The 18,847-nt window shown below is 57.7% G+C and carries 18 protein-coding genes; 4 read left to right on the forward strand and 14 right to left on the reverse strand.

Annotation, left to right across the window (positions count from 1 at the left end; translation table 11 throughout):
* Positions 1 to 27: 27 nt before the first annotated feature.
* From tatC to udp, 8 genes are all read right to left on the reverse strand, one after another.
* Positions 28 to 807: a Sec-independent protein translocase subunit TatC gene (gene tatC, locus LPQ25_RS24860; RefSeq protein WP_002883427.1), complete on the reverse strand. Its 780-nt coding sequence runs from the start codon at positions 805 to 807 to the stop codon at positions 28 to 30.
* Between the two features lie 2 nt (positions 808 to 809).
* Positions 810 to 1,346, reverse strand: a complete 537-nt coding sequence (gene tatB / locus LPQ25_RS24865) for a Sec-independent protein translocase protein TatB (protein WP_012737137.1) — start codon at positions 1,344 to 1,346, stop codon at positions 810 to 812.
* 3 nt (positions 1,347 to 1,349) lie between these two features.
* Positions 1,350 to 1,601 (reverse strand): Sec-independent protein translocase subunit TatA, encoded by a 252-nt coding sequence (gene tatA / locus LPQ25_RS24870; protein ID WP_002883425.1) that lies wholly within the window; start codon positions 1,599 to 1,601, stop codon positions 1,350 to 1,352.
* A gap of 129 nt (positions 1,602 to 1,730) precedes the next feature.
* Positions 1,731 to 3,371, reverse strand: a complete 1,641-nt coding sequence (gene ubiB, locus LPQ25_RS24875) for a ubiquinone biosynthesis regulatory protein kinase UbiB (RefSeq protein WP_004177924.1) — start codon at positions 3,369 to 3,371, stop codon at positions 1,731 to 1,733.
* Positions 3,368 to 3,973, reverse strand: coding sequence for a ubiquinone biosynthesis protein UbiJ (ubiJ, locus tag LPQ25_RS24880; protein ID WP_004895056.1), 606 nt, complete (start codon positions 3,971 to 3,973; stop codon positions 3,368 to 3,370). Before ubiJ ends, ubiB begins: the two co-directional genes overlap by 4 nt.
* A gap of 13 nt (positions 3,974 to 3,986) precedes the next feature.
* Positions 3,987 to 4,742 (reverse strand): bifunctional demethylmenaquinone methyltransferase/2-methoxy-6-polyprenyl-1,4-benzoquinol methylase UbiE, encoded by a 756-nt coding sequence (gene ubiE, locus LPQ25_RS24885; protein WP_002883421.1) that lies wholly within the window; start codon positions 4,740 to 4,742, stop codon positions 3,987 to 3,989.
* Between the two features lie 70 nt (positions 4,743 to 4,812).
* Positions 4,813 to 6,261, reverse strand: a complete 1,449-nt coding sequence (gene rmuC / locus LPQ25_RS24890) for a DNA recombination protein RmuC (protein ID WP_004895061.1) — start codon at positions 6,259 to 6,261, stop codon at positions 4,813 to 4,815.
* 135 nt (positions 6,262 to 6,396) lie between these two features.
* Positions 6,397 to 7,158 carry a uridine phosphorylase gene (gene udp / locus LPQ25_RS24895; protein WP_002883419.1) on the reverse strand — a complete coding sequence of 254 codons (762 nt, stop codon included), beginning with the start codon at positions 7,156 to 7,158 and terminating at the stop codon, positions 6,397 to 6,399.
* 272 nt (positions 7,159 to 7,430) lie between these two features.
* On the opposite strand from udp, the gene LPQ25_RS24900 reads away from it, so the two are divergent.
* Positions 7,431 to 8,243, forward strand: coding sequence for a dienelactone hydrolase family protein (locus LPQ25_RS24900; RefSeq protein WP_002883417.1), 813 nt, complete (start codon positions 7,431 to 7,433; stop codon positions 8,241 to 8,243).
* Positions 8,244 to 8,301: 58 nt separating this feature from the next.
* Here the strand turns inward: LPQ25_RS24900 and metE are convergent, their stop codons facing one another.
* On the reverse strand, positions 8,302 to 10,566 hold the full coding sequence (gene metE, locus LPQ25_RS24905) for a 5-methyltetrahydropteroyltriglutamate--homocysteine S-methyltransferase (RefSeq protein ID WP_002883416.1): 2,265 nt from the start codon (positions 10,564 to 10,566) through the stop codon (positions 8,302 to 8,304).
* Between the two features lie 247 nt (positions 10,567 to 10,813).
* Here metE and metR point away from each other — a divergent pair, with 247 nt between their 5' ends.
* The gene (metR, locus tag LPQ25_RS24910) at positions 10,814 to 11,767 is read left to right on the forward strand and encodes an HTH-type transcriptional regulator MetR (RefSeq protein ID WP_012737135.1); all 954 of its coding nucleotides are present in this window, start codon (positions 10,814 to 10,816) and stop codon (positions 11,765 to 11,767) included.
* Here the strand turns inward: metR and LPQ25_RS24915 are convergent.
* The 3 genes from LPQ25_RS24915 to pldB form a co-directional block, all read right to left on the reverse strand.
* On the reverse strand, positions 11,655 to 12,554 hold the full coding sequence (locus LPQ25_RS24915) for a carboxylate/amino acid/amine transporter (RefSeq protein WP_012737134.1): 900 nt from the start codon (positions 12,552 to 12,554) through the stop codon (positions 11,655 to 11,657). The two genes, metR and LPQ25_RS24915, sit on opposite strands and share 113 nt — an antisense overlap.
* An 88-nt stretch (positions 12,555 to 12,642) precedes the next feature.
* A complete protein-coding gene (yigL, locus tag LPQ25_RS24920) occupies positions 12,643 to 13,443 on the reverse strand; it encodes a sugar/pyridoxal phosphate phosphatase YigL (RefSeq protein WP_004146466.1) in 801 nt (266 codons plus the stop codon).
* Between the two features lie 44 nt (positions 13,444 to 13,487).
* Complete coding sequence (gene pldB / locus LPQ25_RS24925) at positions 13,488 to 14,480, reverse strand: lysophospholipase L2 (protein ID WP_002883412.1); 993 nt, start codon at positions 14,478 to 14,480, stop codon at positions 13,488 to 13,490.
* 109 nt (positions 14,481 to 14,589) lie between these two features.
* Here pldB and rhtB point away from each other — a divergent pair, with 109 nt between their 5' ends.
* Both rhtB and LPQ25_RS24935 read left to right on the forward strand, forming a co-directional pair.
* Positions 14,590 to 15,210 (forward strand): homoserine/homoserine lactone efflux protein, encoded by a 621-nt coding sequence (rhtB, locus tag LPQ25_RS24930; protein ID WP_004181651.1) that lies wholly within the window; start codon positions 14,590 to 14,592, stop codon positions 15,208 to 15,210.
* Between the two features lie 162 nt (positions 15,211 to 15,372).
* Positions 15,373 to 16,281, forward strand: a complete 909-nt coding sequence (locus LPQ25_RS24935; protein ID WP_012737133.1) for an Rpn family recombination-promoting nuclease/putative transposase — start codon at positions 15,373 to 15,375, stop codon at positions 16,279 to 16,281.
* 44 nt (positions 16,282 to 16,325) lie between these two features.
* Here LPQ25_RS24935 and rhtC read toward each other — a convergent pair whose 3' ends face one another.
* The gene (gene rhtC / locus LPQ25_RS24940; RefSeq protein ID WP_004177928.1) at positions 16,326 to 16,946 is read right to left on the reverse strand and encodes a threonine export protein RhtC; all 621 of its coding nucleotides are present in this window, start codon (positions 16,944 to 16,946) and stop codon (positions 16,326 to 16,328) included.
* Between the two features lie 61 nt (positions 16,947 to 17,007).
* Positions 17,008 to 18,834: an ATP-dependent DNA helicase RecQ gene (recQ, locus tag LPQ25_RS24945; RefSeq protein ID WP_004152055.1), complete on the reverse strand. Its 1,827-nt coding sequence runs from the start codon at positions 18,832 to 18,834 to the stop codon at positions 17,008 to 17,010.
* Positions 18,835 to 18,847: the final 13 nt, after the last annotated feature.

Below are 18,847 nucleotides of genomic sequence, written 5' to 3' on the forward strand. Positions count from 1 at the left end.
AACCGCCCTGACGGGCGGTTGGCGGTATTACTCTTCTCTGTGCTCTGCGGCTTCAGCTTCGGCCGCGGCGTCGTCATCGCGCGTCAGGCGCTTCCCGGTGTAGAAGCGGGCGAAGAACACCCCGACTTCAAACAGACAGTACATCGGAATGGCCAGCAGCGTCTGCGAGAATACGTCCGGCGGCGTCAGCAGCATGCCCACCACGAAGGCACCCACCAGCACATACGGCCTTTTTTTACGCAAGTCTTCCGGCGTGGTAACGCCCATCCAGCAGAGCAACACAATGGCGACCGGCACCTCAAAGGAGACCCCGAATGCCATAAACAGCGCCATCACGAAGTCGAGATAGCTGCGAATATCGGTCGAGACCAGCACCCCTTCCGGCGCCGCATGGGTCAGGAAGCCGAACGCCAGCGGAAACACGACAAAATAGGCGAAAGCCATGCCGATATAGAACAGCAGGGTACTGGATACCAGTAAAGGCACCACCAGCCGGCGTTCGTGCTTATACAACGCCGGCGCGACGAAGGCCCATACCTGGTAAAGAATAATCGGCACCGACAGGATCACCGACACCATGAAGGTCAACTTTATCGGCGTAAAGAAAGGTGAAGCGACATCGGTGGCGATCATCGTCGCGCCCACAGGCATCTTACTGATAAGCGGGGCCGAGACCAGCTGGTAGATATCATTGGCGAAATAGACCAGCGCCAGGAAGATCACCAGAATAGCAATGATGCTGTTGAGCAGACGCTTGCGCAGCTCAATCAGATGCGAAATTAGCGGTTGTGTATCGTCTACGCCCATGTTTACGGTTTATCACTCGATGCGGGGGAAGAATGGGGAACTGCCGCCGTAGCGGACGTTTTCTCTGCCTGAAGGTCAGCCGGTGAAGCAGATTGCTCGTCGGCAACGGGATCTGGCGCATGAGCCGGAGCGCTGGCCTGATGTTCTGCCGTCGCCGGCGTGACGTCCTGGCGCTGCGCTTCGCTGCCTTTGACCACCGGATTAAGGATGGTATTGGCTTCGTCGCTGGCTTTTTCGGGATCCTGGGCGCTATAGGAGCGCTTCATCGACTCCGCGGCCTCGCGCAGTTCATCCATCGAGGCTTTCAGCTCCGGCGTCAGGTTATTCAGGCTAGCCTTTTCCACCTTCTTCAGGCTCTCCTGGAACTCCTGCAGTTTTAGCTCCTGGGCCAGCTCATTTTGTACCGTGGTCGCCAGCGAGCGTAACGTACGGATCCAGCCAACTACCGTTTTAACCGCTACGGGAAGCCGCTGTGGCCCCAGAACAATGAGGCCAATCACAAACACCAGCAGTAGTTCACTAAAACCAATATCGAACACGAGTTACACCTGCTCTTTGTCGTGGCGTTTTGTCTCGTCTTTTTTTGCATCATCCTGTTTATCGGCGATGGTTTTCGCCGTGAAATCTGCGTCTGGCGCCGACTTTTCGGGTTTATCATCATCACTCATGGCTTTTTTAAAGCCTTTGATAGATGCCCCTAAGTCAGACCCCAGCGAGCTCAGCTTCTTCGTCCCAAAAAGCAGAACTACGATGACGACAACAATTAATAACTGCCAAATACTGATACCACCCATACACGTTCCCCTATGACAGATGATGAATTGTGTGGACGCATTATACACGCCATCCTGCGAGCCGCCTCTTCGTCAGGCCGCCGACATGATTTTGCGCAAATAAGCCTGCGTCATGAAGAGGCGAACCGATCAGTGGGTTTTCCGCCAGCCAATAAGCCAGGTCACCACACCGCCGGCCATCAGCCAACCGGGCATCATTCCCCACTCAGGGCGATGGATAAAGAGCAGCGTACCACTGAGCAATAAAACCGCGCCTATACCAAACAGGTAACGGGATTGGCCCTGGCGCACATGACGCACATGCATATCCCGCACAATAGTATCGACGCTGGTCTGCAGCTGTTTGCTCTGCTGCAGGCTCTGATACACCAGCTCAGGTATTTCCGGCATTCTTTCGATCCAGAACGGCGCTTTGTCTTTAAACGCGCGCACCAGCGCCGGAATGCCGACCTGATCTTTGATCCACGACTCGAGGAAAGGCTTCGCCGTTTTCCACAAGTCTAACTGAGGATAGAGCTGCCGGCCTACCCCTTCTACGTAAAGTAATGTCTTCTGTAGTAAAACGAGCTGCGGCTGGACTTCCATATTGAAACGCCGCGCGGTATTGAACAGATTAAGCAGCACGTGGCCGAAGGAGATCTCCGCCAGCGGCTTCTCAAAGATCGGCTCGCAGACCGTGCGGATCGCGAACTCAAACTCTTCAACGTTGGTATCGGGCGGAACCCAACCGGAATCGACGTGCAGCTCGGCAACTTTACGATAATCGCGGTTGAAAAAGGCGATAAAGTTTTCCGCCAGATAGCGCTTATCTTCTTTGTTCAGTGAGCCGACAATACCGCAGTCGATGCCGATATACTGCGGATCTTCCGGATGCTCGTAGCTGACGAATATGTTGCCAGGATGCATATCGGCATGGAAGAAGCTGTCGCGGAACACCTGGGTGAAGAAGACCTGCACGCCCCGCTCCGCCAGCAGCTGCATATTGGTGCCCTGGGCCTCCAGCGCCTCCACATCGGACACCGGGATACCGTAAATGCGCTCCATTACCATCATGCTTTCGCTGCAGTAGTCGGGGTACACCTCCGGCACGTACAGCATCGGGCTGTCTTCGAAATTACGCCGCAGCTGAATAGCGTTGGCGGATTCCCGCAGCAGGTTCAGCTCATCCAGCAGCGTTTTTTCATATTCACGAACTACCTCCTGCGGGCGCAGACGGCGACCGTCAGGCAGCAGACGCGGTACCCAGCGCGCCAGGCGGTAGATGAGCTTCATGTCCGCTTTAATGATCGGCAAAATATCCGGGCGGATAACCTTGATCACCACCTCTTTGCCATTCTCCTTCAGACGCGCGGTATGCACCTGGGCGATGGACGCCGAGGCTAACGGCTCAACGGAGAAATCATCAAACCAGGTCTCGACCGGCAGCCCCCCCATCGCTTTCTCTATCTGCTGCTGCGCGAGCTTCCCTTCAAAGGGCGCCACGCGGTCCTGCAACAGCGCCAGCTGATCGGCAATATGCGGCGGAAAGAGATCCCGGCGGGTGGAAAGCATCTGGCCGAATTTTATCCACACCGGCCCCAACTCCTGGAGCGCCAGCCGAAGGCGGGCGCCAAGAGGCTGATCCTGATGGCGGTTTGGCATCCAGAACAGCATCCGCCGCCAGATACGCAGCGGCAGCGTGATCCGCATTTTGGGGATGAGCTCATCGAGCCCGTAGCTCAAAAAGGTGTGGATGATGAAATACAGTCGCCGTAATTCTCCTGGCGTCATTTGCCCTCCAGCGTTTCCAGCCGTTTTTCCAGTGCGGCCAGCGCGCGCTCAATAGCCGTTGTCTCTTCAGCAAACCAGGCCAGCTCCAGCGGCCCCGGCGCCAGGCGCCACTCTTCAGTGATCGCTTCCGCGACATAGCGCTGCTGGCGCTCTGCGCCCTTCAGCAGAAACTGAGCGCCGCCGCGCAGGACTTTACCGACGCCTTCGGCCACAATATCGCCGGTATAGGGCGCCAGCAGTTCAGCGGGATCAAACTCTGCCAGGTCGCACAGGGAGACCATATTCTGCACCACCTGCAGATCGCCCTGCACTTCCAGATCACCGCTGCGAATAAGCGCCGTGAGCTGCTGACGATTGCGCAGTTTTGGCAGCACGCTGAGCCGGGTAATCACGGTGCAATCGGCCTCTCCTTCCCAGGCGCTCAGGACGTCAACCTGGCGTTCGCTGAATACCAGCACCACGGGCGTGGCGAAATCCTGCAGCTGGACCCGCAATACCTTGCCCAGCAGGCGCTGGCGAGCGGGTTTAAGCGCTTTGTCGCGCCAGAGGAAAGTATTCAGCGCCGTTTCAATGCCAGCGGTAACCAGGGGTGTGAAAGGCATAGCGTCCCTCCTGTCAGAACTTGTAACCGCGATGCAAAGCAACGATACCCGCCGTCAGGTTGTAGTAATCCACGTTTTCGAAGCCCGCATCCTGCATCATCCCTTTCAGGGTTTCCTGGTCCGGATGCATACGAATAGATTCCGCCAGGTAGCGATAGCTGTCGCCATCTTTTGCCACCAGCTCGCCCACCTTCGGCAGGATATGGAAGGAGTAAGCGTCGTAGGCTTTGCTCAGCGGTTCGATAATGGGTTTAGAAAACTCCAGCACCAGCAGACGTCCGCCCGGCTTCAGCACGCGGTACATCGAACGCAGCGCTTTCTCTTTGTCGGTCACGTTACGCAGACCGAAAGAGATGGTGATGCAGTCAAAGGTATTATCAGCAAAAGGCAGGGCTTCCGCGTTGGCCTGAACATACTCAACGTTGCCTACGATGCCGATATTGCGCAGCTTTTCGCGGCCCATTTTGAGCATAGAATCATTGATATCAGCAAGCATGACGCGGCCGGTTTCCCCTACCAGGCGGGAGAACTTGGCCGTCAAATCACCGGTACCACCAGCCAAATCCAGCACGGTCTGCCCGCGTCGTACGCCGCTGCAGTCGATGGTGAAACGCTTCCACAAACGATGGATCCCAAACGACATCAGGTCGTTCATCACATCATATTTTGCGGCGACAGAATGGAATACATGCGCCACCATATCTGCTTTCTGCTCTTTAGCGACCGTCTGAAAGCCAAAGTGCGTCGTTTCTTGTGAATCCTCAACCATCTCTATGCCTGCTTGCTTTTCAAGAAAATGTTCACTGAGTGTATCAGACTCAGCGCATTTCCCATACGTTTCAGCATGGCGGAGCCGCCTCCCGGCTACGCACCGTCTCGGCAGAGTCGGGTGAAAATGCGTCATTTTCCGGCAGGTTATCCTCATCTTCGAGACGATATTGCTCGTCCTGAGCCGTAGCTTGTTCGACTAAATCAGGATTAATCCCGCGCTTGACCTCCACGCCCAGGCCGCGAAAGGCCTCCGCCTGGGCCAGCAGATTACCACGCCCGGAAGCGAGCTTTTTCATCGCCTGGCGATAGCTCTCTTGCGCCTTATCCAGGCTCTGGCCGATGGCGGACATATCATCCACAAACAGGCGCATTTTGTCGTAAAGGCGCCCCGCCCGCTCGGCAATCTTTTGCGCGTTACGACTCTGGTGCTCATAGCGCCACAGATTGGCGATAGTGCGCAGGGCTACCAGCAGCGTCGTCGGGCTAACCAGCATAATATTATTTTGCAGCGCCTCGCTGATGAGCTCAGGCTGGCGATCGATGGCCAGCAGGAACGCCGGCTCAACGGGAATAAACATCAGCACATAGTCGAGCGAGCGCAGGCCAGGCAGCTGTTGATAATCCTTGCGTCCCAGCAGGCGAATATGGTTTCGCACCGAGGCAAGGTGTTCCTGCAGCGCGACTTCGCGGGTGTAGTCGTCTTCGGCGTTGAAATAGCGCTCATAGGCGACCAGGGTCATTTTGGCGTCGATCACCACGTCCTTACCCTGCGGCAGGCGCACGATAACGTCCGGCTGCATCCGCGAGCGGTTGTCGGTCTCAATACTGACCTGAGTCTGGTACTCATAGCCTTCGCGCAGGCCGGAGGCCTCCAGCACGCGGGTTAAGACCACTTCCCCCCAGTTGCCCTGAGTTTTGTTATCCCCCTTCAGCGCTTTGGTCAGGTTCAGCGCCTCCTGTGCCATCTGCGCGTTCAACTGCTGCAGATTGCGGATCTCATGCGCCAGGGTATGTCTTTCACGCGCCTCCTGGCCAAAGCTCTCCTGCACCTGGCGGCGGAACCCGTCCAGCTGTTCGCGTAGCGGCGTCAGCAGGCCATGCAGGCTCTGGCGGTTTTGCTCATCGACCCGCCGGTTGCTGTGTTCGAAAATACGGTTGGCGAGGTTTTCAAACTGCTCGCTAAGGCGCTGCTCGCTGTTCATCATCTGGCGGATCTTATCTTCCGCATGCAGCTGAGTGGATTCGAGCCGGGTGGTGACCTCACGGAGATCGGCCTCGAGCGAGGTATTGATATCCCGCAGGCTGCGCAGCTCGTTGTTCAGCAGCTCACACTCCTCACGCCAGTGGGCCTCCTGCGCCAGTTGCTGGCGGGCGGCGCTCAGCTCAATATCCAACTCTCGCCGTTCCTCGATGAGATCGGCCCGAATTTGATCGGCGCGCGCTTTGGTCGCCAGCCAGCCAACCATTAACCCGGCTGCCAGTGCGATAACCGCGCTGATAATAATGGAGAGATCCACGACGCCCCCTGCGATAACCTGATGACACAAAATAGAATTGTGCTGTACAAACGTCCAGTTTAAAAGGAATTTCCTGCGAGAGGCGACGCAAAAAAGAAAGGCCGGAGGATCCGGCCTGACAGGGAAAGAGTTGAATTACAGCAGACGACGCGCCGCTTCCACGACGATTTTCACCGCGTGGCTTTCGGTTTGCTTCATGGTTTCGGCGTTAGGGATCTCTTGCTGGGTACGGTTCACGATAACCCCGGCTACCATCCCGGCGCGCAGGCCCTGGCTGGCGCACATGGTCAGCAGCGTGGCGGATTCCATTTCATAGTTCATCACGCCCATTGCCTGCCACTCTTCCATTGAGCCCTTGAAGCGGCTCACCACGCGGCCGGAGAAGGTGTCGTAACGCTCCTGGCCCGGGTAGAAGGTATCCGAGGAGGCAGTCACGCCGATATGCGTGGTGGCGCCGATTGATTTCGCCGCTTCCACCAGCGCGGTGGTACAGGCGAAGTCTGCGACGGCCGGGAACTCCATCGGCGCGAAGTGCAGGCTGGCGCCGTCCAGACGAACGGAGGCGGTAGTCACCAGCACATCGCCAACGTTAATGTGCGGTTGAATCGCGCCGGTGGTGCCGATACGCAGGAAGGTACGCACCCCCAGCTGCGCCAGCTCTTCCACGGCGATGGAAGTCGACGGGCCGCCGATGCCGGTAGAGCAGACGATCACTGGTTTGCCGTCCAGCTCCGCGCGCCAGGAGGTAAATTCGCGGTGAGATGCCAGTTTAACCGGCTTATCCATCAGCGCGGCGATCTTTTCCACACGCTCCGGATCGCCAGGGACGATAGCCAGCGTAGCCCCTTGTAAATCGTTCTTGGTGAGGCCGAGATGAAAAACATCAGACTTGGACATAAAAAACTCCTCTGTGGGTCGAATTATCAGCAGAAGCAAAACGGTACTGTACAGAAGCCCCTGGCAACATTTTGTGATGATAGTCACCAAGACCAATAATGATTGCAGTTGTTTTTCAGTAAATAGTGATACACATCACATTAACAAGTTATATTCATCATCACAGAACAAAAGATAGCCGCTTTCAGGCACTGTGCTTTATTACCGCCCGAACTAAAGGTAAAGGGTCTATAGTTACTGATGCGCTAATAAATAAGGGTACGGAGAATACCATGACCACCACCAAGCAACCTGGATTCGCACCTGCAGCTTCACCACACGCCGCAACCGCCGTTCATACGCCGGAAGAGCATATTATCGCCGGAGAGACGTCGATTCCCTCTCAGGGTGAAAACATGCCGGCCTACCACGCCCGCCCGAAAAATGCCGACGGTCCGCTGCCGATCGTTATCGTGGTACAGGAAATTTTCGGCGTGCATGAACATATTCGCGATCTTTGTCGCCGCCTGGCACAGGAAGGCTATCTGGCTATCGCGCCTGAATTGTACTTCCGTCAGGGCGATCCGAATGAGTACCACGATATCCCGACCCTGTTCAAAGAGCTGGTCAGCAAGGTGCCGGACGCGCAGGTGCTGGCGGATCTCGACCACGTCGCCAGCTGGGCGGCGCGCCACGGCGGCGATGCCCATCGTCTGCTGATCACCGGCTTCTGCTGGGGCGGACGCATTACCTGGCTGTATGCCGCGCATAACCCGCAGCTTAAAGCGGCAGTGGCCTGGTACGGTAAGCTGGTGGGAGAAAAATCACTGAATTCGCCGAAGCACCCGGTAGATATCGCCGTCGATCTCAACGCCCCGGTGCTTGGTCTGTACGGCGCTAAAGACGCCAGCATTCCGCAGGACACCGTCGAGACTATGCGTCAGGCGCTGCGGGCAGCCAACGCCACGGCGGAAATCGTGGTGTATCCCGAAGCCGATCATGCCTTTAACGCCGACTATCGCGCCAGCTATCATGAAGAGTCAGCCAAAGACGGCTGGCAGCGGATGCTCGCCTGGTTTGCTCAGTATGGCGGTAAAAAAGGGTAATCGCCCTAAGCATGAAAAAAGGAGGCAAATGCCTCCTTTTTGATTTTTCGCGTAACGATTAGGCGGACTGGCGCAGATTTCGCGCCGCTTGCACCATATTCGCCAGCGCGGCGCGGGTTTCCGGCCAGCCGCGAGTTTTCAGGCCGCAGTCCGGGTTAACCCACAGTCGCTCCACCGGGATACGCTGCGCGGCTTTCTTCAGCAGCGCTTCGATCCACTCCACGCTCGGCACGTTTGGCGAGTGAATATCATATACTCCCGGCCCGATCTCATTGGGGTACTCGAACGCTTCGAACGACTCCAGCAGCTCCATATCGGACCGCGAGGTTTCAATGGTGATCACGTCAGCGTCCAGCGCGGCAATGGAGTCCATGATGTCATTGAACTCGCAATAGCACATATGGGTATGGATCTGCGTGTCGTCTTTGGCGACCGCAGCATTAAGGCGGAAGGCTTCCACACCCCACTGCAGATAGGCATCCCAGTCGCTGCGCTTCAGCGGTAACCCTTCGCGCAGCGCCGGCTCATCAATCTGGATGATGCCGATCCCCGCCGCCTCCAGATCCGCCACTTCATCACGCAGGGCCAGCGCAATCTGTTTCGCGATGGTTTCACGGCTGACATCCTCCCGCGGGAAGGACCAGCACAGAATGGTCACCGGTCCAGTGAGCATCCCTTTCACCGGCTTGTCGGTCAGCGACTGCGCGTACTTCGCCCAGTCGACGGTGATCGCCTGCGGACGGCTGACGTCGCCGATCACCACCGGCGGCTTCACGCAGCGGGAACCATAGCTCTGCACCCAGCCGTTTTGCGTGAAGATAAAACCGTCCAGATGTTCGCCGAAGTATTCCACCATGTCGTTCCGCTCGGCCTCCCCGTGCACCAGTACGTCTAAACCTAACCGCTCCTGCTCGACGATCGCCTGCTTAATATGTTCCGCAATCCCCGTCCGATAATGACTGGCGTCAAGGTTACCCTTTTTGAAGTCCAGGCGCAGGCCGCGGATCTCGGTCGTTTGCGGGAATGACCCGATGGTGGTAGTCGGCCATTTCGGCAGGTTAAAGCGCTGGCGCTGTGCCTGCGCGCGAACCTCATAGGGGCTGGCGCGCTGGCTGTCCTGAGCAGTGATCGCCGCCAGCCGTTTTTCCACCTCCGCGTTGTGCACGCGGGTCGAATGGCGACGGGCCTGGATTGGCGCGCTCCACTCGGTAATCGCCGCCGTATCGCCGCTGTTCAGCGCATCGCGCAGCAGCGCCAGCTCACCGCATTTCTGCAGCGCGAAGGCAAACCAGCTCTTCACTTCCGCATCAAGGCGCGTCTCCACGCTCAGATCGATCGGGCTATGCAGCAGAGAGCAGGATGACGCGACCCATAGCTCGCGCTTACCGACGAGGTCTTTAATTTGCGCATACTTTTCGGTGAGATCGGCGCGCCAGACGTTACGCCCATTGATCAAGCCCGCGGACAGCAGCCAGTCGGCCGGCAGGCGGTTGTGCAGTTCGGCAACATCATCTTTGCCGTGCACCAGATCGACGTGCAGCCCCTGGACCGGTAGCGCAGCAATGGTCGCGAGATTGTCGCTAACGCCTTCAAAATAGGTAGTCAGCAGCAGCTTCACCTGGCCCTGCAGGGCGTCATAAGCCGGTTGAAAGGCCTCCAGCCACGCTGGCGGCAGCTCCAGCACCAGCGCCGGTTCATCAATCTGCACCCAATCGATGCCGCGCTTCGCCAGTTCGGCCAGCACCTGCTGGTAAACCGGCAGGATGGCATTCAGCAGGGTCAGGCGGTCAAACGGTTCACCTTTCACTTTACCCAGCCACAGATAGGTTACCGGCCCCAGCAGCACGGGCTTGATCTTGTGGCCCAGCGCCAGCGCTTCGTCTACTTCATCCAGCAGTTGGGTCCAGCTCAGTTTGAACTGCTGGCCCTTCACGAACTCCGGCACCATATAGTGATAGTTGGTGTTAAACCATTTGGTCATTTCCGCAGCGGCGGCCGGTTCGCCAGTCGGCGCGCGGCCGCGGCCAATGCGGAACAGGGTATCGATGTCGATGGATCCGTCTTTGTTCTGATGACGAGCCGGCACGTTGCCAAGCAGCAGGCTGGTAGTCAGAACATGGTCGTACCAGGCGAAATCCCCCACCGGCAGCAGATCAACGCCCGCCTGTTTCTGCTGCTCCCAGTGACGGGCGCGCAGCTCACGGCCTACCGCCAGCAGTTCCTCGCGAGTGGCGTTGCCCGCCCAGTAGCTCTCTTGCGCTTTTTTCAGCTCGCGGCGCAGGCCAACGCGAGGAAAACCGAGGGTGTGGTTAATAATTGTCATTTTTGTTCCTCTCTTATTTCATTGAATCTGAAGAAAAAGTCTCAATAGTTCGGCTTGCAGGAAGGCGGCAACGATGCGCATCCCCAGGAGCTTACTGAAGGAAGTGACTGGGGTAAGCAAGGCAGCCAACGCATCTGCAAGTCGAAATATGACGAGTTTTAGACGTCCAGATGTTTACACATCCATAATTGACAGTTACTGTATATTCCTCAAGCGCAAATTGCTCATGGCGAAGTGAAGGACTTTCATGATCGAAATTAAACATCTGAAAACGCTGCAAGCGTTGCGGAACAGCGGTTCACTGGCGGGTGCGGCAGCGGCCCTGCACCAGACCCAGTCCGCCTTGTCTCACCAGTTCAGCGATCTGGAACAGCGCCTTGGCTTTCGTCTCTTTGTGCGTAAGAGCCAGCCGCTGCGTTTTACTCCTCAGGGGGAAATCCTCTTACAGCTGGCCAACCAGGTGCTGCCGCAGATCGCTCGCGCCCTGCAGGACTGTAACGAACCACAGCAGACCCGGCTGAGGCTGGCTATCGAATGTCACAGCTGTATTCAGTGGCTGACGCCGGCGCTGGAGAATTTCCGCGCCCGCTGGCCACATGTGGAGGTCGACTTCCATTCCGGCGTCACCTTCGACCCACAGCCTGCGCTGCAGCAGGGTGAACTGGATCTGGTGATGACCTCCGATATTCTGCCGCGCAGCGGCCTGCACTACTCGCCGATGTTTGATTTTGAGGTGCGTCTGGTGCTGGCGCCCGAGCATCCGTTAGCTATGAAGACGCTGGTTACCCCGGAGGATCTGGCCGCGGAAACGCTGTTGATTTATCCCGTGCAGCGCGGGCGCCTCGATATCTGGCGCCACTTCCTGCAGCCGGCCGGCATCAGCCCGCACCTGAAAAGCGTCGATAACACGCTGTTGTTGATCCAGATGGTGGCTGCCCGGATGGGCATCGCCGCGCTGCCGCACTGGGTGGTGGAAAGCTTTGAACGCCAGGGCCTGGTGGTCACCAAAACCCTGGGTGAGGGATTATGGAGCCGGTTGTACGCGGCCGTTCGCGATGGCGAACAGCGTCAACCGGTCACCGAAGCGTTTATTCGCTCTGCGCGGAACCACGCCTGCGATCATCTGCCGTTTGTCCGGAGTGCGGAGCGACCCAGCGGCGATGGACCCACAGCGAGGCCAGGATCACCAACGCTCCGCTAATAAAGCTCGGCCAGTGCGGCTGCTCCTGCCAGATGGCAAGGTTAACCAGCAGCCCGGCGGGGACATGGACGTTATTCATGATCCCCAGCGTGCCGGCATCCACTTGGGTGGCGCCATAGTTCCACATAAAGTAACCCAGCCCGGAAGCCACCACGCCGAGCCACACCAGCACGCTCCACTGCAGCGTGGTGGTCGGCAGCTTCTGGGCGTTGCCGAGCATTAACCACGCCGCCACCGCCACGATAAAGGCCCCGACATAGAACCAGGCAAAGGCATTGTGCTGCGGCATCGGACGCACCTCCATCAGACGCTTATACCCCACCATACCGATGGCGAAGCAGAGGTTTGACAGCTGTACCAGTAACAGCCCGGTCCAGAAATGATCGCTGACTTTGTCATAGCGGATAATCGCCGCCCCCAGCACCGCCAGCGCGGCACTCAGCAGATAGCCCCAGCGCAGCTTACGTCCGCTGAGCAGGTCGTAGATCAGCGTGATATACAGGGGAGTAAACACGGTAAACAGCAGAAATTCCGAGACCGTCAGATAGAGATAGGCGCGGAAAGCCAGCAGGTACATGATGCCTAGCTGCATCGCGCCCACCAGCATATAGAGCACGATCGTGCGCGGCGACTGGCCGCGCGTGCGCAGGAAAGGCAGGAACACCAGCGCCGCCAGGCCCACGCGCATCAGCACCGAAAAATAGCTGTCGACGCTACCGGCCAGGTATTCGCCAATCAGGCTAAAAGAAAAGGCCCACAGGATAGTGGTGATAATTAACAGCGCCACAATGGTCGTCTCGTTGGATAAAGAACAGGCATTGTAGCGAAGAGTCAGGTTGACGACTGGACGCTTATTCGCCAGTCGTCAATCTTTTTCAGTCGAGGTATAGCTTACGCAGGTAGTGCGGGACAGCATCGTCGGCGTTACTGCCGATCACTTCCAGTTCCGGATGCAGATCCTTCAGCCGCTGGTGGGCGTTGGCCATGATGCAGCCTTTGCCAGCCATCGACAGCATCTCAGCGTCGTTCATACCGTCGCCGAAGGCGATGCAATCGGAAAGAGTGTAGCCGAGCATCTTCGCCACCGCCTCCAGCGCATGCCCCTTCGATACCCCACCCGCCATGACTTCCAGGCAGGTTAAGGTGGAGAAGCTGACGTTCACCCGATCGCCCCAGCGGGCGTTCATCGCCTGCTCCAGCGGCAGCAGATGCTCATGATCCTCGCAGGTAAAGAATACTTTGCTGATCCCCTGCGGATCCAGTTCGCCCGGCTCATACAGCTTGTAGTTAAACACCGCCTCCTTGAAGAAGCGCATCTCTTCCGGACGATGGCGGTTCATATACCACTCGTCTTCCCGATAAACGTTAGTGACGATTTTCGGGTCGTTACGCACGATCTCAAACAGGTCGGCGGCAATATCGCGATCGAGGTTATGGGCAAAGATTTGCTGACCATCGCTATCGTGAACGCGGGCGCCGTTAGAGGTGATCATGTACGACCGGATGCCGAGATTATCGCGGATTTGCCCGACGTCGATGTAGTGACGGCCGGTGGCGAAGACGAAATTGATCCCACGGGCGGTAAGCAGCTTCAGCGTCTCTTTGGCATACGGGGTCAGGAAATGATCGGGGGAAAGCAGCGTGCCGTCTAAATCAGACGCAACAACCTGGTACATAAAAAAGTTAACCTCTAAGCAGGGCGACGAGCGTTATCGTCGGATTAAGTATGTCGATTGAAAAACTCGACGATGGCATTGAGCGCGACTGAGCGCATAGCGTCCTTTTCAAAAAGGATCTCATGATATGCCCCTTCAATGACGAGCGGCTTACCGCCCTCACAGGGATGGCCGGCAGCGGCCCGTAATTCGCAATAGCGGTCGTGCATCAGATTATCGACCACCCGCTCCTCTTCCGCCTGTAAAAGCAGCGTCGGGGCGGTATCTTTTTCCACATTCGCCAGCACTTCGTCGCCGGCCAGCATGCCCTCACGCACCCAGTGCCAGGTCGGACCGCCGACCTGCAGCCGCGGCTCATCGGCATAGAAGCGCAGGTTGCGACGATAGCGTTGCCGACTGTGCGTCAGCACGTTAACGGCAAAAGGCAGCGCCCGCCAGCGCCCGGTGCCGATGGCATACTCTTCGCGAATGCGCTGATGGCCCTCAGCCCAGTCGAGAATATGGCGCACCATCCAGTCCGGCAGCCGAATGATAATCCCGAACATCGGCGCGCAGAGCGCTATTGCATCGCAATGCGCCCGGTAACGTTGCAGAAAAAGCGTGGCAATCGCTCCGCCCATAGAATGAGCAAGGATAAACCGTTTTCGCCAGTGTCCAGGAACCACCTGCTGCTGCCAGAGCGCGGCCAGGTCATCAACATAGTCGCTGAAGTTAACCACGTGTCCGCGGTGGGTATCTGAGAGCAGGCGGCCCGAGCGTCCCTGCCCGCGATGGTCAATGATCATCACGTCAAAGCCGCAGTGAAAGAGATCGTAGGCCACTTCAGCATACTTCACGTAGCTTTCAATGCGCCCGGGGCAAATCAACACCAGACGATCGTTATGTTGCGCGCAAAAGCGGACAAAGCGTACCGGTACATCGTCGACGCCTTTAAATTCAGCTTCTTCGCGCTGTCGCCAGAAATCCGTCAGCGGCCCCATGCTAAAGGCCGCAAACGCGTTTTCTCGTGTTTCCCAGTCCTTTTTCTGCCCAAACATCGGGTTTACACCCCTGTTAACCGCTGAAAATCGTTTTTTTACCGTGTATCACACAATGCTGACACAATAGCGTATTGTGGCATAAAAACAGACAATCAGGGAGTTTCTCATGACCATTGAGTGGTGGTTCGCCTACCTGCTGACATCAATTATTCTCAGCCTGTCGCCGGGTTCCGGAGCGATTAATACCATGACCACCTCCATTAACCACGGATACCGCGGCGCGGCGGCGTCGATTGCCGGTTTGCAGACCGGGCTGGCCATTCATATCGTGCTGGTTGGCGTTGGTCTCGGCACTCTCTTCTCCCGCTCGGTGCTGGCCTTTGAGGTGCTAAAATGGGCCGGCGCCGCCTACCTGATCTGGCTGGGTATCCAGCAATGGCGGGCGGCAGGGGCGATCGACCTGAATACGCTGGCGAAGGCGCAGACGCGCGGCAAACTGTTCCAGCGCGCGGTGTTCGTAAATCTCACCAATCCCAAAAGCATTGTTTTTCTGGCCGCCCTGTTTCCGCAGTTTATCCTGCCGCACCAGCCGCAGGTGATGCAATATATCGTTCTGGGCGTCACCACCATCGTCGTCGATATCATTGTGATGATTGGCTATGCGACCCTGGCGCAGCGCATTTCCGCATGGATCAAAGGGCCAAAGCAGATGAAGGCGTTGAACAAAGTCTTTGGTTCACTGTTTATGCTGGTCGGGGCGCTGCTCGCCTCCGCCCGCCATGCCTGAATCATGGAATCTCGCTCGCAAAGAGAGGCTCGCCAGGTGAACGACGCTTTCTCTCTGCGCGAGCCGGCGCGCAAAGTGGGTAATTAATTTTTTTGCCCGCTGTCGGCGCTGAACCCGCCGTGCCAGGATGCCGCCAGATACGTGATTCACGGATGAACGGCAATGGCGGAAACGGCGACCCCTCATGATGCGATATTTAAAACTTTTCTCTCACGGGTAGAGACGGCGCGCGATTTTATCGAGCTCCACCTGCCTCCGTCGTTAACACAGATCTGCAAACTGGACACCCTGCGTCTGGAATCCGGCAGCTTTCTCGAAGACGATCTCAGGCCTTACTACAGCGATATCCTTTATTCGCTGGAAACCACCCGCGGTTCGGGCTATGTCCATGTTCTGATCGAGCACCAGAGCGCACCCGATAAGCTGATGGCCTTTCGCTTAATGCGCTATGCCATCGCCGCCATGCAGCGGCACCTGGAGAGCGGCCATAAAACGCTGCCTCTGGTTATCCCTATTCTCTTCTATCAGGGACGACGCAGCCCCTATCCCTGGTCGATGCGCTGGCTGGATAATTTTGCCGATCCTGAGACCGCCAGCCAGCTGTATAGCGGGTCGTTTCCGCTGGTCGATATCACGGTGATCCCCGACGACGACATCATGCAGCACCGCAGCATGGCAGCCCTGACGCTGGTGCAAAAGCACATCCGCCAGCGCGATATGGCGCAATTGCTGGATAAGTTGACCCACCTCTTAATGCTGGAGCAGATGAGCGGACAACAAATCACCGTATTGGTAAACTATATGGCTCAGGCAGGGGATGCCGAAGATACTCGGACACTCTTGTACGGGCTGGCACAGCGCGTGCCGCAGCATGGAGGATTACTGATGACGCTGGCGGAAACATGGCTTGCAGAAGGTATGGAGAAAGGCGTACAGCAGGGCATAAAAGAAGGTAAACACCAGGCTCTGGTGCAGGTTGCCGAAGCGATGCGCAGTCGCGGTATTGATGACCAGGCGATTATGGAAATGACCGGTCTGTCTGAAGACGAGCTGCAGCGGCTTCGCCACTGATACTTTCCCACCCGGAAACAACCGGGTGGGAAACAGCATGCCGGTTAACGCGAGATAATCAGGTGGATGCCGAAGCCCGCAAACAGCGTACCGGCGATACCGTCGATCCACTTCGCCATCCGCTGATAGCCGCGGCGCATCCCCGGCAGGGCGAACAGGCTGGCAACCACCATAAACCAGGCCAGCGTCTCAACGATAATCAGCAGGAAAATGCCCCAGCGCGCGCCGGCGCCGACGCTGTCACCCACGAACAGCGAAAACACTGAGCCGAAGTAGATAATCGCTTTCGGATTCGCCAGATTGGTCAGCAATCCCTTCACGAAGCTGCGTCCGCTGCGGGCCAGCTCCACCTGCGGCTCCGCCGAGGCCACCGTCTCTTTTTTCAGCGCGCCACGCAGCATCTGGTAGCCCATCCAGCATAGATACAGGCCCCCGCCGACCATAATAATGTTATGCAGCCACGCCATCCGGGCGAGGATCAGGTTCAGGCCGAGCAGCGCCACTCCCGCCCAGACCATGACGCCGCAGGTGATCCCCAGCACACCCATCATCGCCTCTCTGCGCGAGCGGCTGATGGCCGTTTGTGAGACAAAGAAAAAGTCCGGCCCCGGGCTCATCAGCGCAATGATATGCACCAGCGCCACGGTGAGGAAAAGCATCAGCATAGTTAACTCGCAGGAAAATAATGAAGAGAGAAACTATTCTGGCACTTTTTCAGCCAGCTGACTACTCATCGTCGCCATCAACATGCGCCCGGATCAGCGCCATAAACGGCTTCCCGAAACGCTCGAGCTTGCGTGTCCCCACGCCGTTGACGCTGAGCATTTCGCCGGCGGTCAGCGGCGATTGTTCGGCCATCTCGATAAGCGTCGCGTCGTTGAAGACCACATATGGCGGGATGTTCTCTTCGTCGGCGATCGCTTTACGTAATTTGCGCAGCTTGGCGAACAGTTTACGGTCGTAATTGCCGCCAAAGGATTTCTGCATCGCCTTTGGCTTCAGCGCCACGATACGCGGCACGGCGAGCTGCAGCGGCACTTCGCCACGCAGCACCGGTCGCGCGGCTTCGGTCAGCTGCAGCGCGGAGTGCTGGGCGATATTCTGCGTCACCAGCCCAAGGTGAATCAGCTGGCGGATCACGCTCACCCAGTGCTCGTGACTTTGCTCCCGGCCGATACCGTAAACCGGCAACTTATCGTGGCCCATCTCTCGGATGCGCTGGTTGTTGGCCCCGCGCAGGACCTCCACCACGTAACCCATTCCGAAGCGTTGATTGACCCGGTAAATCGTTGAAAGCGCCTTGCGCGCATCCATTAAGCCATCGTACTGCTTTGGCGGGTCAAGACAGATATCGCAGTTGCCGCACGGCTCCTGACGCCCTTCGCCAAAATAGTTCAGCAGCACCAGACGGCGACAGGTCTGCGCTTCGGCAAACGCCCCCATCGCATTCAGCTTATGCCGTTCGATATCCTGTAGCGGCCCGGCGGGTTTTTCTTCCAGACAGCGGCGCAGCCACGCCATATCCGCCGGATCGTAAAACAGCATCGCTTCCGCCGGCAGGCCATCACGCCCGGCGCGGCCGGTCTCCTGATAGTAGGATTCAATATTGCGCGGAATATCAAAATGCACCACAAAGCGGACGTTCGGCTTGTTAATGCCCATCCCGAAGGCCACCGTCGCCACCACGATCTGCAGATCGTCGCGCTGGAATTTCTCCTGCACCTCGGCGCGCACGTCGTTTTCCAGACCGGCATGGTAAGCCGCCGCGCTAATACCGCGGCTTTGCAGCCTGGCGGCGGTGTCTTCCACTTTCGAACGGCTGTTGCAGTAGATAATGCCCGATTTGCCGCGCTGATCCTGAACGTAGCGCATCAGCTGATCGAGCGGCTTGAATTTCTCCATCAGCATATAGCGGATGTTTGGCCGGTCGAAGCTGCTGACCTGAATCAGCGGATCGTTAAGCCCCAGCAGGCGGACGATATCGCGGCGGGTGGTATCATCGGCGGTGGCGGTCAACGCCATAAACGGGATCTGCGGCATCCGCTGACGCAGCTGGCCCAGCGCGGCATATTCCGGACGGAAGTCATGGCCCCACTGCGAGATACAGTGCGCCTCGTCTACCGCCAGCATCGCCAGGTTCCAGTTCGCCAGATGCTCAAGAAAGTTATCCAGCATCAGCCGTTCCGGCGCGATATACAGCAGACGAACCTGCCCGCTGCGGCAGCCGGCCATCACCTCCTGCTGCTGCTCGCGGCTTTGCGTCGAGTTCAGACAAGCCGCCGCCACGCCGTTGGCCAGCAGCTGATCGACCTGGTCCTTCATCAGCGAGATCAGCGGTGAGACCACGACCGTCAGACCGCCCATGACCAGCGCCGGCACCTGATAGCACAGCGACTTGCCGCCACCGGTCGGCATGACCACCAGGCAGTCCCGGCCTTCGAGCGCCGTCTCGATAATCGTTTCCTGGCCAGGACGGAACTGCTGGTAGCCGAAGGTCTCTTGTAAAACCTGCTTAGCCAGCGATTCCTGATTTAATACTTCCGCCTGTGCCACGTTGACCCCATTT

The sequence above is a fragment of the Klebsiella sp. KPN54798 genome (genome assembly GCF_021184225.1).
Classification (GTDB): Bacteria; Pseudomonadota; Gammaproteobacteria; order Enterobacterales; family Enterobacteriaceae; genus Klebsiella; species Klebsiella pneumoniae.